The organism is Arthrobacter antioxidans, from assembly GCF_023100725.1.
Classification (GTDB): Bacteria; Actinomycetota; Actinomycetes; order Actinomycetales; family Micrococcaceae; genus Arthrobacter_D; species Arthrobacter_D antioxidans.
In genome coordinates, this window is record NZ_CP095501.1 from 1,838,518 (window position 1) to 1,852,366 (window position 13,849).

Below are 13,849 nucleotides of genomic sequence, written 5' to 3' on the forward strand. Positions count from 1 at the left end.
GCACGACGACGGACTGCCGACCACACTCCGAGCAGGATCACCCCCACCCAGCTCCCCCTCTCATAGCTTCATTTCAGGCCACAAAGATCTGAGATGCGTCAAGCAACCCATCGCCCCGGGCCTGCTCTTGCCCGGCAGGTCGGGACGTTGTGCCCTACCCGCCCACGCCATCACCGGATTCCATGACATAGGACCCAAGGGCCCGCCATTCAGGCGTGGCCAACTCCGGGCCTAGGAATAGAAAGATTCACAATATGACCAGCATCAGTGTTCTGTGGCCCACCCTCGACTCCACCGTGCAGCAGTGGCTCCTGCAGAATCCGGGTGCAACGGTCCTGCCGCGGACCTACGTCAACCGGATCGAAGCTGGCACGGGCGAGTGCCTCTCTCTGAACGAGCATGGAGAGCACTGGCTGTCTGCGGAGGAAATGAGCTTCCTGAAGATGAAGAGAGCCGCCAGCCCGAGCACCGATAGCGCACTTCTGGCATCCCCCGTCCATACCTGAACCGGGCCGGGGTGGGCCCCGGAAGGCATTCCTCACTGAGTGACAAGGTTCTCCGAGCGCGTCGGTGATCCACACGTCTGGAAACTAGATGCGGTACGCGGAGGTCCTTTAGGTCCGCGTACCGCATCTCTCCTGTCAGGGCTGCAGACCACAGGCTCAGTCGTGAAGCAAGGCCTGGTCGCCCTTTGACCCGAGTAACCGAGCACACGTTGTCAGGAGCAACTAACACTTCTTCCTGTGGGGGATGTGATGCAGACGACCAGGCCTTCTTGAGCACAGTGTGCGCATACTGGGTTCACCCCGGACATGTCCTGGCTTCATGTCAGGGCTGATCTGGATACACGACCGGCCTTTGGCAGGATGTGGGACTCTCTTCGGGCTTTCAAGCAGCCGGCGGCCCCGGAGAGAAACCAGGACCGCCAGCAGCTCCCGGATCCGCGGCTCCAAGACACGCACTCGCGACGGCCGGTGCGGTCTCTCCATGATTATGTGGATGCCCCGCCCCCAGAGCTCTCGCGACGGCGTTGCGAGAAAATATCTAACTCCTTCGCGATCTCGCGCTGCGACAGCCTTCACTCAGGTGAAGACGCCAAACCGCAGCCCACTTCCTGCCGTGACCACCCATCGATCGTGCTCGAGTGGCTCGGTTCTCGACCGTCGGTTCTCGACTACTTTTCAGCCGTCGTTGATACCAGAACTCCTGCACGCAGGACAGTCGGCGTAGTCCTCCGGAGAGGATCGTCTCTATCGGGAAGGGACCACGGGGTGCGCCAGACGGTACGCGGAGATGTGAAGAGCGATCTTTCGTTCAGTCTCCCGTCGACGCTCGCCCCGACGTTCTACCAGGGTCTTCATCTCGACGTTCCTGCCCTGACCGGATCCACTACGGCCTGCCACTGTGCGCCGTTCTCGGCCGACGCGAGTCGGTCGCGCAGATGCTGACAGGACATCCCTTAGGTCGCGGGGGCGCATCGGGCTCATGATGAATCCTCTGTTTCGGGGCAACGGAGATCGCAACTTGTCCACCCTGATCGTCCCTGCATGGGCAAGCCGACTGCTAGGGGCCTTCGGCCCCTATGTGGGACAACGGACTCCATGGGCTGATCGTTCACAAGCTGCAAGGACACCGACCGCACAGCCCCTCGCGGGGCCTTCGTCTTCGGGGTGAAGCGGTCCGCTAGCCTGTCTTCATGCGCAGGACATCTGCACGACGGAGCGACCCCGCTGGAGGAGAACGCGTACTGATCCTGTCCGCAGGAGTGGGCGCGGGGCACAACAGCGCCGCTGCGGCCGTGGAGCAGGCGTGCGCCGCACGCGCTGACATTGCTGAAGTGCAGGTGCTGGACGTGCTGCAGGTGAGCAGCCCGCTGTACCGTGCATTAGTTGGGAAGGGATACTTCGTCCTGGTCGAGGGCTTGCCGTGGTTGGTTGAGTGGGGCTACGACATCAGCGACCCGCCGTTCCGGCGCCGCGGACCGATCGACCCGTGGACACGGGCCAACTCCGTTCCAGTCATCGATGCGATCAAGCGATTCCGACCGACCGCGATCGTGTGTACGCACTTCCTGCCGGCCCAGCTGATGGCGTCACTGCTCCTTCGCGGTGTGATCGATGCGAAGACCGCCGTCGTGACGACGGACTACGACTTCCAAGGCCTGTGGCTCACGGGCGCGTTCCACGCGCTGTTCGTGGCCCGGGAGGAAGGGAGGGTGGCGGTGACGGCGCTCGGCCTTCCCCCTGACCGAGTCACGGCCACGGGCATTCCGATCGCCGGACAGCTCGACGGAGCGCCCGCGCGCAACGCCGACGCGCCTCCGATGCTGCTGATCTCGGCGGGCGCTACCGGCGGCGACTATGCGGTGTCGGTGGTACGGCAGACGATGCACATGCGCTCGGCATTTACGGCCACGATCGTGTGCGGCCGGAACGATGCGCTGCGTCGGCGGATCGAAGAGTTGGTGGCGCCTGCCGGTGACCGGTACCGCGTGCTCGGTTTCACGACGGAGATGCCGCAGCTACTGCGCACCGCCGACCTGTTCGTGGGCAAGCCGGGCGGGCTATCGGCGTCGGAGTGCATGGCTGCAGGGCTGCCCATGGTGCTGGTGAACCCCATCCCGGGGCAGGAGGTTCGTAACGGCGACTACCTGATGGAGCAGGGGGCGGCCGTCCGTTGCAACACCGCCGCGACGATCGGTTGGAAGATCGACGAGGTGTTGCGCGAGCCGGGCCGTCTGCAGCGGATGCAGGCGGCAGCGTGGAGAACCGGCCGCCCCGACGCCGCGGCAGACGTGCTGGCCGGCCTGCTTGACGGGCCGTCACGCCCGCTGGTCGTGACCCGCGCGGCGCAGAAGACGATTCTCGCCGCGAGCGAGCAGCGTATCGTCGCAACCGATCTGACAGGACCTGCCTCGCTCGTCCGTCTGGTCGACTCAGCTGCGGGGAGCACGGTCGCGGTGCTGCAGGCCGAGGAGTTGGACGTCCTGCAGAAGCGGTACGCGACGCCGAACGGCGGTCTGGTGCTACGCAGAGGCCGAGCTTCCGTGTCGCTCCGGTGGGAGCCGCTGCGGTTGCTCCGGGCCATGCTGTCGGGAGACGACGCGCTGCCTGTCCGCGTCGAGGAGCTCTCGACACCGCCTCTTTCTCCCGGGTGACTGGCGGGTCGCGACCCATCCACCTCAGGTCGGAGGTCCGTCCGGGACGCCTTCATCGACCGGTCCCTCACGTCCTTCACGGCGTCGCAACCGGGGTGCGGCCGCCCAGCTGACGGGACTGTGTTGGTCGGCAAGCAGTGCCCAGTTGCCCGCCCGGGGGGACCAGCGCCGCGTGGCCGGATCGCGCTGCAGGGTGGGTCCCGCATCCAGTACGACACGGACGGTTGTCTCCGCGCCGGGCTGCAGGGTGACCTTCCGGAAGCCCAGGAGGTGAGCCGCCGGCCTGCGGGTGGACACGTCCGCGGCGTACATCTGGATAACGGTGGAGCCCTCGCGGTCGCCGGTGTTCCTGACGAGCACGTGTGCTTCGCCGCCTGTGTCGTCGAACGTGTGGTCGAGCAGCCGGTGCTCGATCGTCGTGTAGCCCAGGCCGTATCCGAACGGGAACGCCGGTTTGTGTCCGTCGCGGTCCAGTCGACGTTGACCCCACGCGTCGTCGTAGATAGCGGACTTCGCGGTGCGGTCGAACGGTGGCAGATGCGCGGCGTCCGTCGGCAGGACGAACGGCAGCCGTCCGCCGGGCTCCGTCCTGCCGGTCAGCACGTTCGCCAGCGCGCGGCCGCCCTCCATGCCGCCGTACCAGGCGAGGAGGAGCGCCGGCACACGATCCCGCCACGCCTCCGTGAGGATCGCGCTGCCGCCGATCAGCACGACGACGGTCCGGGGGTTCGCGTTGACGACCGCGTGGATGAGACGGACATCGGTCGGGCGCAGGTCGAGGGAGCTGCGGTCGCCGCCTCGGACGAAGCGTGAGGCCAGGTGTGCGACACCGATGAGCAGCCGACGGAGGAATCCCGAGCCGAACGCTCGGCCGAGCACGCTCACGTCGACGCCCCCGGTGACGACGGACTCGCCCTCGTCGTGCTGGTCCAGGCCGACGACGACGATCGCGGTTTCCGCTGCGGCTGCCAGCGCGGCCGCTGCGCGCTCGTTCCGGCCGGAGGCGGTCGTGATCCGCACCCGGGGAAGTGCCTCACGCAACCCCTGCAGCGGAGAGATCGTGGACGGAGGCCGGACGCGGGAGGAGCCATGATCGCCGAGGTTCGCCCGTGCCGCGAGTCGTCCGATCACGGCCAGATGCCCGGCGGCGGGAGTCAGCGGCAGCAGCTGAACGGCGCCGACGGGCTCGTTCTTCAGTAGGACGATCGACTCCTCGGCGGCCTGGCGGGCAAGCGCCCGGTGCGCCGGGGACGCGATGAGGGCGGGGGACGGGCCCGCCGCCTCCCGGGTCGCGGCGTGCAGCACGCACGTGCGCAGGATGCGTTGTGCGGACCGCAGCACAGTTGCACGGGCCAGGTCGCCGCGCCGCAGTGCGGCCGGCAGATCGCGGGCGCGCAGCAGCCGCAACGGCATCTCCACGTCCATCCCCGCCTCCAGGCTGACAGCCGCATCGTGGACGCCGAACACCCAGTCGCTCGTCACGAACCCCGTGAAGCCCCACTCGTACCGCAGCACCTCCGTGAGCAGGGAGCGATTGACGTCCATGTACTCACCCCGGACCCGGTTGTAGGCACTCATCACGGAGTCCGCGCCGGCGTCCACGACGGCTTTGAAGTGCGGCAGGTACACCTCGTGCAGGGCGTGGTCGTCGACCCACACGTCGACCTCGAAGCGCTCGTCCTCCATCGAGTTGAGCGCGAAGTGTTTCACGCACGCCATGGCGTGCACGCGTACGCCTCGGGTGAGGGCCGCCCCCATCCTGCCGGTGAGCACCGGATCCTCCCCGTAACACTCCTGCGCCCGGCCCCACGCGGGATGGCGGAGCAGATTCACGCAGACGGAGGCGGAGTAGTTCGCTCCCCGCGCGCGGGTCTCGAGACCGATCGCGTGACCGACTCGCTCCTCCAGCAGCGGATCCCAGGTCGCGGCTCGTGCCATCGTCACAGGGAAGGCGGTGGATGCGCCGATCACGACGCCGCGGCCGCCGTCGCTGAATCGGATGCCCGGGATGCCGAGCCGCGGGACAGCCCCGGCCACGAAGGGCCGCCGACCGAGCAGCGTCGGGATGAGCGGGAGCAGCAGGCCGGGGGAGTCGCCGTCGAGCAGTCCGAGGATCTCCCCCTCCGTCATCTGACCGATCAGGTGATCGGCCGCCTCGTCCGCGTCGATCTCGCCCTCCCTGACAGCCCGGACCGCCTCACCGTACGCGCTGCCCGACGCCGTCGTCACGTCCGTCGATGCAGGCTCTTCCTCCCGCGCTGCCCGACGCCTTGCAGCCATCTTCATGCCCTTGATTCTGCACCCTCCACGGACGCGGGCGTGGAAGCGCGGTATCGTGACGGTCCACCACAGCGGTGTGGTGGGTTCAATAGCGCCACAGGATGCGGCGCTGTTGCAGGGTCGGCCGTGGAAGCAGAAGCAGCGCACGGCACCCGCCACTACCGCCGGCACCAGCAGGGCGAACCGACCTCCACCAACCCCATCGCGTCGATCTTCGCCCCGACCCGCGGCATCATGCATCGCGGCACACTGGATGACAGCCCCGCCGTCACCGTCTTCGCCGCCACCGTCGAGGACGTCGTCATCAGGACGGTCGAGGCAGGACACATGACCAAGGACCTGGCCCTGCCGGTGGGGCCCGGGCAGGCATAACTCACCACGGAGCAGTTCCTGAGCGCGGTGGCGGACAACCTCGCCGAGCGCCTGCGGTGAGCAGGGTCAGGGTCGAGAAGAAACGTCGGTCGGGTGCCGCTCACGCAGCCCGGCTGGGCGCAGAGCGGATGAGCCGGTACCCACGGTCATATCCCACACCACGTGCCCGACGCTGCTTCGCCTGACGTTCCGGGACCATGAAGTGCATGGGGGAATTCATCCACGCCGATCACTTCCTGAACCCTTCGCCCATCAGGTACGCGAAAGGACGCCATTCGCCGGAGGGGTTCTGGGCGGACACCTATGACTACGCGGCTCTGTGCGAGAAGGTGCTCGGACCGCTCGGCCGGGGCGGGAACGGCTGGTACTCGCCTGCGTGCCACGATTCGGCGGCCGACCGGGCATCGCCGGCCGGATTCCTCCACGCTCCGGCAGACGCACTGGTCCTGGTGGAAGGCATGTGCCTGCACCGCGACGAGTTGATCACCCACGGGGATGCCTCGGTCTTCCTCGACGTCCCGTTCACGGAGACCGCGGTGCGCATGGCCATCCGGAATGGGCGTGACCCTGATCCCGAGCATTCTTCGATGCGCCGCTATGTCGGGGGTCAGCGGCGCTACTTCGAGGCCGTACGACCCTGGGAGCGCGCCACCGTCGTCGTGGACAACCGGGACTTCACCGCACCGCGGATCATCCCCTCCGATGCGGTCTCGGCGCTCCGGTGACAGGAAACTGCGTCCGGGAAGGGCGATGATTGCACGATGACCAGTCAGCACGTTTCACTGAGCCGCATCGTCATCGGCATTCTCGCGCTCGGGGCCCTCCTGGCCCAGTTCGTGGTAGTCCCTCGTATCGCGAATGGATACGCGAATACCTTTCCCGAGGTCGCCTATCTGGCGTCGCCGTATGTCATTGCGGTCGCCGCGGCAATCGGGGGCTTCGAGGTCGCACTGCTGGCGGCGTGGCAATTACTCGCGGCCCACGAGGAGGGGAGCCTGTCCGGGCGCTCGAAGCGCTGGATCAACGGGATGGCAGTGTCCCTTTGCCTCATGGCACTGCTCATCGCCGGGATCTGCATCCACGCCGGATCCGTCGCCGAGGTCGGGGGGCCCGCGATGCTGTTCGGGGTACTCGGTTCCACTGCTCTTGTCGCCGTCGTGGTTGCTGCGAGGAGGAGTGCGCTCGCCTCCATGCGGGAAAGGGGCGGCGCCCCTCTCCCGCGCTAGGTCATGCCGGCGTGGACGATGAGGACCTCCGGGGGAGGCTGGGCTCGTAAGCCTCACCTCGCCCGGAGGTCCTCGTGGTCCATCCGGCCCATTCGCCGAGGGCGTCAGGGAGCGGTACCCCTAGCCCGCGGGAGACGCTGACTTCCTCGCCTTCCTGGCCTTCTTCTCCGAGGCCTTGCGGGCCAGCAGCGTCTTCTCGTCGATCGGTGCATCGCCATTGGCCCGGCGCCGCCGCATGTACTCGGCGGCCTCTTCCTGGCGCTCCTGCTCCACACCGGTGGCAATCGCCGAGCGCAGGTGCTCCTGGCCATAGCCGAACGCCTGCACGAGGTCGAGGGCGTGCGGGCGGATCTTCACCAGGAGGCGGTTGATGTAGCCGTCGAGGGTACGGGCACGCTGCGCGGAGAGGCGGCCGTTCATGAGGAACCACGCCAGGTCCTTCTCGATGAGGCAGAGGCCGAACAGATCACGCAGGCGGGTGAGGACCTGGCGCGTTCCGGGATCGGTGATCCTGTGGAGGCCGCGCGTGAACGCCTCCCACTGCAGCAGCTCCGCGTGGGCATGAGCCACCTCGATGAGCTCGTTCTGGTGCTCGTTGAAGAGCGCGGCGGCCTTCTCCTGCGACATCCCCTTCGCCCCCCGCAGCACGGCGGCGAGATCGACGACGCGGGACTGCACGCGGTCGGTGAGCAGCTCGCGCTGGGTGTCCTCGTCGCGCAGGGCGATGGCCGACTTCTTGCCCGAGCCCGTGTCCGCGAGGGTCTGGGCGACACGGCGCAGGCCCGAACGGTGCAGCGTCCGGCCGGCGGCCTGCGACACCGCGTAGCGGGCCAGGACGCCGAAGTCCACGCCCTGGAACTCCTTGGCGTAATCGGTCAGGAGCCGCTTCGCGACGAGCTGCAGCAGGACGTTGTTGTCACCTTCGAAGGTCACGTACACATCGAGGTCTGCACGCAGCGAGGTGAAACGGTTCTCCACCAGGAAGCCCTGCCCGCCGGTCGCCTCGCGGCACTCCTGCAGCGTATCCAGCGCCAGCCAGGTGCTCAGGGGCTTGAACGCGGCGGCGAGCGTCTCGAGGTCCTGGCGGTCCTCGTCGGTGTCGTGCTCGCCGGAGAAGACGCCGTCGAACTTCTCGAGGAGTTCCTCGTGCGCGAAGGACGCGGCGTAGGTCGCGGCGAGGCGGGGCAGGAGCCTGCGCTGGTGCCGCTGGTAGTCCATCAGCACCTCCTCCTTGAGGTTCGAGGATGCGTTGAACTGGCGGCGCTGCGTCGAGTAGGTGATGGCGGCCGTGAGGGCGAGCTTGCTCGCGGCGACCGCCGCGCCGTCGAGCGAGACGCGGCCCTGCACCAGGGTTCCCAGCATGGTGAAGAAGCGGCGCCCCGGGGACGCGATGGGAGAGGTGTACGTGCCGTCCTCGGCGACGTCGCCGTACCGGTTCAGCAGGTTGGTGCGGGGGATCCGGACGCCGGTGAAGTGCAGGCGGCCGTTGTCGATGCCGTTGAGGCCGCCCTTGATGCCGTCGTCCTCGCCGCCGACGCCCGGCTTGAAGGAACCGTCCTCGTTGCGCAGTTCCACGTAGAAGCCGTGCACGCCGTGGCTGACGCCGTTGGTGACGAGCTGGGCGAACACGACGGCGGCCCGTCCGTCGATGGCGCCGTTGCCGATGTAGTCCTTCCAGGCCGCGCGGAAGGGCGTATCGATCACGAACTCGTCGGTCGCGGGGTCGAACGTGGCGGTGGTGGCGATGCTCGCGACGTCGCTGCCGTGGCCCGTCTCGGTCATGGCGAAGCAGCCGGGGATCCGCATGTCCATGATGCCCGGGAGCCATGCCTCGTGGTGCGTCTCGGTACCGAGGTGCATGACCGCCGAACCGAAGAGACCCCATTGCACGCCGGCCTTGATCTGCAGCGACGGATCCGCGACGACGAGCTCCTCGAAGCCCGCGACATTTCCACCGTGGTCGTCGTTGCCGCCGAGGGTCTTGGGGAACGCACGGTGGACGGCCTGCTGCTCCACGAGGTAGTGGAGCTGGTCGAAGCAGCGCAGCCGGTGATCGGTGTGGGTGAGTCCCTCGATCTTCTGGACCTCGGGGCGGCCCGCAAGGGCACGCGCCGTGCGGCGGATGTGCGCCCACCGGCCGAGGAGCAGCTCCCCGAGCTCGGCGGTGTCCACGGTGGCCTGCTCGTCGTCGGTGATGTCGGCCGTGGCGGGGATCTGCTGCGGCCGGGTGATGGTCTGGGTCATGGCGTGTCCTTCGCGCGTTGGCGGGTTGGGGAATGGGGGGCTGCCGGCAGCGAGAGTGCCTCGTACCGGCTGATGCCGTCGAAGAGCCAGCCGGTGATGTGCCGGGCCATCTGCTCCTCGGTCGGTTTGTCGGAGGTATCGGGGGATGAGAGCCAGTGCTCACCGGCGGCCCGGACCATGCCGATCGCAGCGGCGGGCCAATACTCCGGGGCGGCGTCGTCCGGGCCCGACGGCCGGTCCGGGGAGAGCAGGTAGGCGCGCATGGGACGCGCGACCATGTCGGTGACCGCGGCAAGGAAGTGCGCCAGGGTGTCCTGGCCGCCGTCGGCCACTGAGGACACCGGGGAGCCGGGTGAGGAGGCAGCGGACGTCGAGGACTCGGCGATACCGACGCGCGTGACGAACGCGTAGACGTTGGGCGAGGTCCGGGCCATCTGCAGGTAGGCGAGCACCATCGCGTAGAGGCCCTCCCGAGGAGTGGATGCGGCCTTCGCGGCGTCGAGTACCTTCTGCTGCATCTGGCCGATGACCACCTCCGCCATGGCCCTCTGGAGTCCGGTCTTGTCCCCGAAGTAGCGGTAGTACACGGACTTCGACGTCTCGCCGGCTGCGGCGATGTCCTCCATGGAGGCCCCGGGGCCGAGGGCGTCGACGGCGCGTCTCGCGGTCTTGATCAGCTGGCGGCGCCGCTCGGCCCGGTGCCCTTCCCATCGGCTGGACCGGCCGTCCTGCACGGGGGCTACGCCGCCGGCGGTCTTCGCGGAGGCGCCCTTCAGGGCATGGGCAAGCTTCATGATACCCAGCGTATCAGGTACGCTAGGTATCGGTAATCCACCCTCTCGTACCAGGAGCACTTCCATGGCAGATCAGGCCGGGGCGCGCAACGCCGCCCACTCACCGCGCACGGCAGTCGTCATCGGCGGCAATCGCATCCCCTTCGCCCGCTCCGGCGGCGCCTACGCCTACTCGTCCAACAAGGACATGCTCATCGCCGCACTGGACGGCCTCGTGGCACGCTTCGGCCTGCAGGGTGAGCGCATCGGGGAGGTCGCCGCCGGCGCCGTCCTCAAGCACTCCCGGGACTTCAACCTCACGCGGGAGGCCGTGCTCGGCTCGGCGCTGTCCCCGGAGACCCCCGCCTACGACCTGCAGCAGGCCTGCGCCACGGGCCTCGAGACCGTGGTCGGCCTCTCGAACAAGATCAAGCTCGGGCAGATCGACTCCGGCATCGCCGGCGGCGTCGACTCCGCCTCCGACGCCCCGATCGCCGTCAGCGAGGGTCTCCGCCGCGTGCTGCTCGACCTCGCCCGCGCCAAGACGACACAGCAGAAGATCAAGGCACTCGGCACGCTCCGCCCGAAGGACCTCTCGCCCAACGCACCCACCACGGGCGAGCCCCGCACCGGCCTGTCCATGGGGGAACACCAGGCGCTCACCACCGCTGCCTGGGAGATCACGCGTGAAGCGCAGGACGAACTCGCCTACCGCAGCCACCACAACCTCGCCGCCGCCTACGACCGAGGGTTCTTCTCGGACCTCATGACGCCGTACCGGGGCCTGACGAAGGACGCCAACCTCCGGGCGGACACCTCGCTGGAGAAGCTCGCGACCCTGAAGCCCGTCTTCGGCAAGGGCCTCGACACCCCCGCCACCATGACGGCCGGCAACTCCACGCCGCTCACCGACGGCGCCGCCGTCGTCCTGCTCGGCAGCGAGGACTACGCGAGGGCCAACAACCTCCCGATGCTCGCCACCATCGTCGACGCCGAAGCGGCGGCGGTGGACTTCGTCACCGGTGAGGAGGGCCTGCTGATGGCCCCCGTCCACGCCATGCCCCGCCTGCTGCAGCGCAACGGCCTCACCTTCGACGACTTCGACTTCTTCGAGATCCACGAGGCCTTCGCCGGAACGGTGCTCAGCTCCCTCGCGGCGTGGGAGGACCCGGACTACTGCAAGCGCGTCCTCGGGCTCGACGGCGCCCTCGGCAGCATCGACCGCGCGAAGCTCAACGTCAACGGGTCCTCCCTTGCGGCCGGCCACCCGTTCGCAGCCACGGGCGGACGCATCGTCGCCTCACTGGCCAAGACCCTGTCCGAGAGGGGCGGACGCGGACTCATCTCCGTATGCGCCGCCGGGGGCCAGGGCGTCGTCGCGATCCTGGAGGCGAAGTAGGCATGGCCGACAACTACCTGGACCTCGTGAACACCCCCCTGCCGGGGAAGTTCGCCAAGGCCCTCGGCCTGCCGCGCCCCTCGGTCCTGCGCCGCTACACCCCGGGGGAGCCCATCGCGGCGAAGCCGGTGCTCGTCGCCGGGTCGGGGGCAGGGGCGGAGGCGCTCGCCGACGTCCTGCTGAGCTGGGACGTGGAGGTGCGGCGCCACGTCCTCCCGGGTGAGAAGCTCAGCGCCGCCGTCGTCGTGCTGGACCGGGCGGTCTCACCCGCGGACCTCGCCGCACCCATGCTCGAGCTCGGTCAGGCGGCCAGGGTGCTGGTGCCGGGCGGCCGCGTCGTTGCGGTCTTCCGCTCCTCCGCGGACACCACGGACCCCTCCGTCGCAGCCGCACGCCAGGGCATCGACGGCGCCATCCGGTCCGTCGCCCATGAACTGCGCGGCGGAGCCACGGCCAACGGCATCATCCTGCGAACAGGTGCGACGACGACGGACGCCACCACGCTGGGCACCCTCCGGTTCTTCCTGTCCGGCAGGAGCGCGTACGTGGACGGTCAATTCCTCGAGGTGTCCGGGACACCGGCCGAGAGCGTCGCCGGACTCGCTGCGGCGACGACGGCGGTGGGGGAGGGCGTGCCCGACCAGCCGCTGGCAGGTAAAACCGCCGTCGTCACGGGGGCGGCCCGCGGCATCGGCGCGAAGATCGCCGAGATCCTCGCCCGGGACGGGGCCCGCGTGGTCGCGGTCGACGTCCCTGCGGCGGGCGAGCAGCTCGCGCAGGTCGCGAACCGGGTAGGCGGGACAGCCCTTCAGCTCGACATCACCGCCCCCGACGCGGCGGCCCGGATCCTCGAGCACGTCGGGGGGCGCTTCGGCACCCTCGACATCGTGGTGCACAACGCCGGCATCACGCGGGACAAGCTGCTGGCCAACATGGACGCCTCCCGGTGGGATTCGGTCATCGCCGTCAACATCGCCTCCCAGCTGCGCATGAACGAGCAGTTCCTCGCCTCGCCGGTCCTCTCTACGACGGGACGGATCATCAGCCTCGCCTCGACGAGCGGGATCGCCGGCAACCGCGGGCAGAGCAACTACGCGGCGTCGAAGGCCGGTGTCATCGGTATGGTCCGGGCGCAGGCCGCTTCCTTCGACGGCGCCGGCCGGACCATCAACGCCGTCGCCCCCGGCTTCATCGAGACGGACATGACGGCGAAGATCCCGCCCCTCACCCGCCAGGTGGCCCGCCGGTTGAGCAGCCTCCAGCAGGGCGGGCTGCCCGTGGACGTGGCCGAGGCGATCGCGTTCCTGGCCTCCGACGCGGCGGCGGGCATCAACGGACAGGTCCTCCGGGTGTGCGGGCAGAACCTGGTGGGCGCATGAGCGGGACGCCCCGCCAGGAGGTGACGTTGCCCGGCGTGCCGGCCCTGCCCGGGCTGTACCGCCAGGCCCTCGCGCTGGCCGCACGGCGGAGCATGCGCCGGGCTGCTGCCCCCGTCGACGTGCCCGCCGTACAGCACCGTGTCGACCGCGTCCGGGTGGACCTCGGTGCACTCACCCGGTTCCAGCAGGTGCTCGGGTCCGCAGCACGGGACACGGTGCCCTCCGCCTACGTCCATACGCTCGCGTTCCCGGTGGCCATGAGCGTCCTCGTGCGGCCCGACTTCCCGCTGCCCCTGCTCGGCCTGGTGCACCTCAGCAACGAGGTGCACCAGGCACGCCAGATCGACGCGTCCGAAGTGCTCGACGTCGTGGCCTGGGCGGAGCGCCTGCGCCCGCATGCGGCCGGAACGCAGGTCGACGTCGTCCTCGAGGTGCGCGTGGAAGCAGAACTCGTGTGGACAGGACGATCCGTCTACCTGGCACGCGGGGTCCGGCTCGCCGGCGCCGGATCGGGCGGACGCCTGGACGAGGAGCGGCCGCCCTTCAGCGTCCCTACCCCGACGGGCGTCTGGCGGCTCGACGCGGACGCCGGCCGACGATACGCCGCGGTCTCGGGCGACTGGAACCCCATCCACCTCAGCGCGGTGAGCGCGAGGGCCCTCGGGATGAAGACGGCGATCGCGCATGGCATGTACCTTGCCGCCCGCATGGTGGACCAGGCCGTCCCCGCGCCGTCCGGAGCCCTGCACTGGCGTATCGACTTCGCCACGCCCGTGCTCCTGCCCGGGAGCGTGACGACGTCGTTCACCCGGGCCGGCGACGACGTCGGGCACCGGATGGAGGTCGTCGGGTGGTCCGCGAAGCGCCGACGCCCCCACTTCACGGGGTGGGTGCGCGCAAAATAGTTCCATGCCGGCCGGGCCCTGTCCAGACACACGGTGATTTTCGAGGGCAATCCTTGGAAAATCGGTTACGCGGCTGGGCAGGCCCCGCTCAGCGGGGCAGACTCCGACTACCAG

At 69.0% G+C, this 13,849-nt stretch carries 10 protein-coding genes and 1 pseudogene; 8 read left to right on the forward strand and 3 right to left on the reverse strand.

Features of this window, described 5'->3' with window-relative positions; translation table 11 throughout:
• The first annotated feature begins 254 nt into the window (after positions 1-254).
• Together MWM45_RS08355 and MWM45_RS08360 are read left to right on the forward strand one after the other, a co-directional pair.
• Complete coding sequence (locus MWM45_RS08355; protein ID WP_247829054.1) at positions 255-506, forward strand: hypothetical protein; 252 nt, start codon at positions 255-257, stop codon at positions 504-506.
• A gap of 1,190 nt (positions 507-1,696) precedes the next feature.
• Positions 1,697-3,157, forward strand: a complete 1,461-nt coding sequence (locus tag MWM45_RS08360; RefSeq protein ID WP_247829055.1) for an MGDG synthase family glycosyltransferase — start codon at positions 1,697-1,699, stop codon at positions 3,155-3,157.
• A gap of 24 nt (positions 3,158-3,181) precedes the next feature.
• On the opposite strand, the gene MWM45_RS08365 is transcribed toward MWM45_RS08360, so the two are convergent.
• Positions 3,182-5,443: a beta-glucosidase family protein gene (locus MWM45_RS08365; protein WP_247829056.1), complete on the reverse strand. Its 2,262-nt coding sequence runs from the start codon at positions 5,441-5,443 to the stop codon at positions 3,182-3,184.
• A gap of 111 nt (positions 5,444-5,554) precedes the next feature.
• Here MWM45_RS08365 and MWM45_RS08370 point away from each other — a divergent pair.
• From MWM45_RS08370 to MWM45_RS08380, 3 genes and pseudogenes are all read left to right on the forward strand, one after another.
• Positions 5,555-5,809 (forward strand): annotated as a pseudogene (locus MWM45_RS08370) (NADP-dependent isocitrate dehydrogenase); the annotation flags it as partial.
• A 206-nt stretch (positions 5,810-6,015) separates the two neighbouring features.
• On the forward strand, positions 6,016-6,534 hold the full coding sequence (locus MWM45_RS08375) for a nucleoside/nucleotide kinase family protein (protein WP_247829057.1): 519 nt from the start codon (positions 6,016-6,018) through the stop codon (positions 6,532-6,534).
• 36 nt (positions 6,535-6,570) lie between these two features.
• Complete coding sequence (locus tag MWM45_RS08380; RefSeq protein ID WP_247829058.1) at positions 6,571-7,035, forward strand: DUF2975 domain-containing protein; 465 nt, start codon at positions 6,571-6,573, stop codon at positions 7,033-7,035.
• Between the two features lie 120 nt (positions 7,036-7,155).
• Here the strand turns inward: MWM45_RS08380 and MWM45_RS08385 are convergent, their stop codons facing one another.
• A complete protein-coding gene (locus MWM45_RS08385) occupies positions 7,156-9,279 on the reverse strand; it encodes an acyl-CoA dehydrogenase family protein (RefSeq protein ID WP_247829059.1) in 2,124 nt (707 codons plus the stop codon).
• Positions 9,276-10,073 (reverse strand): TetR/AcrR family transcriptional regulator, encoded by a 798-nt coding sequence (locus tag MWM45_RS08390; protein WP_247829060.1) that lies wholly within the window; start codon positions 10,071-10,073, stop codon positions 9,276-9,278. The genes MWM45_RS08385 and MWM45_RS08390 overlap by 4 nt, the downstream gene beginning before the upstream one ends.
• A gap of 64 nt (positions 10,074-10,137) precedes the next feature.
• Between MWM45_RS08390 and MWM45_RS08395 the strand changes: the two genes are divergently transcribed.
• Genes MWM45_RS08395 through MWM45_RS08405 form a run of 3 tightly spaced genes read left to right on the forward strand, consistent with a single transcriptional unit; the run spans position 10,138 to position 13,735 of the window.
• On the forward strand, positions 10,138-11,451 hold the full coding sequence (locus tag MWM45_RS08395) for an acetyl-CoA C-acetyltransferase (protein WP_247829061.1): 1,314 nt from the start codon (positions 10,138-10,140) through the stop codon (positions 11,449-11,451).
• 2 nt (positions 11,452-11,453) lie between these two features.
• Positions 11,454-12,830: a 3-oxoacyl-ACP reductase gene (locus MWM45_RS08400; RefSeq protein ID WP_247829062.1), complete on the forward strand. Its 1,377-nt coding sequence runs from the start codon at positions 11,454-11,456 to the stop codon at positions 12,828-12,830.
• Positions 12,827-13,735, forward strand: a complete 909-nt coding sequence (locus MWM45_RS08405) for a MaoC family dehydratase (RefSeq protein ID WP_247829063.1) — start codon at positions 12,827-12,829, stop codon at positions 13,733-13,735. Before MWM45_RS08400 ends, MWM45_RS08405 begins: the two co-directional genes overlap by 4 nt.
• Positions 13,736-13,849: the final 114 nt, after the last annotated feature.

Coding starts and splice junctions, on each gene's coding strand:
- MWM45_RS08355 (WP_247829054.1), top strand. CDS start 255: ATGACCAGCATCAGTGTTCTGTGGCCCACCCTCGACTCCACCGTGCAG.
- MWM45_RS08360 (WP_247829055.1), top strand. CDS start 1,697: ATGCGCAGGACATCTGCACGACGGAGCGACCCCGCTGGAGGAGAACGC.
- MWM45_RS08365 (WP_247829056.1), bottom strand. CDS start 5,443: ATGAAGATGGCTGCAAGGCGTCGGGCAGCGCGGGAGGAAGAGCCTGCA.
- MWM45_RS08375 (WP_247829057.1), top strand. CDS start 6,016: ATGGGGGAATTCATCCACGCCGATCACTTCCTGAACCCTTCGCCCATC.
- MWM45_RS08380 (WP_247829058.1), top strand. CDS start 6,571: ATGACCAGTCAGCACGTTTCACTGAGCCGCATCGTCATCGGCATTCTC.
- MWM45_RS08385 (WP_247829059.1), bottom strand. CDS start 9,279: ATGACCCAGACCATCACCCGGCCGCAGCAGATCCCCGCCACGGCCGAC.
- MWM45_RS08390 (WP_247829060.1), bottom strand. CDS start 10,073: ATGAAGCTTGCCCATGCCCTGAAGGGCGCCTCCGCGAAGACCGCCGGC.
- MWM45_RS08395 (WP_247829061.1), top strand. CDS start 10,138: ATGGCAGATCAGGCCGGGGCGCGCAACGCCGCCCACTCACCGCGCACG.
- MWM45_RS08400 (WP_247829062.1), top strand. CDS start 11,454: ATGGCCGACAACTACCTGGACCTCGTGAACACCCCCCTGCCGGGGAAG.
- MWM45_RS08405 (WP_247829063.1), top strand. CDS start 12,827: ATGAGCGGGACGCCCCGCCAGGAGGTGACGTTGCCCGGCGTGCCGGCC.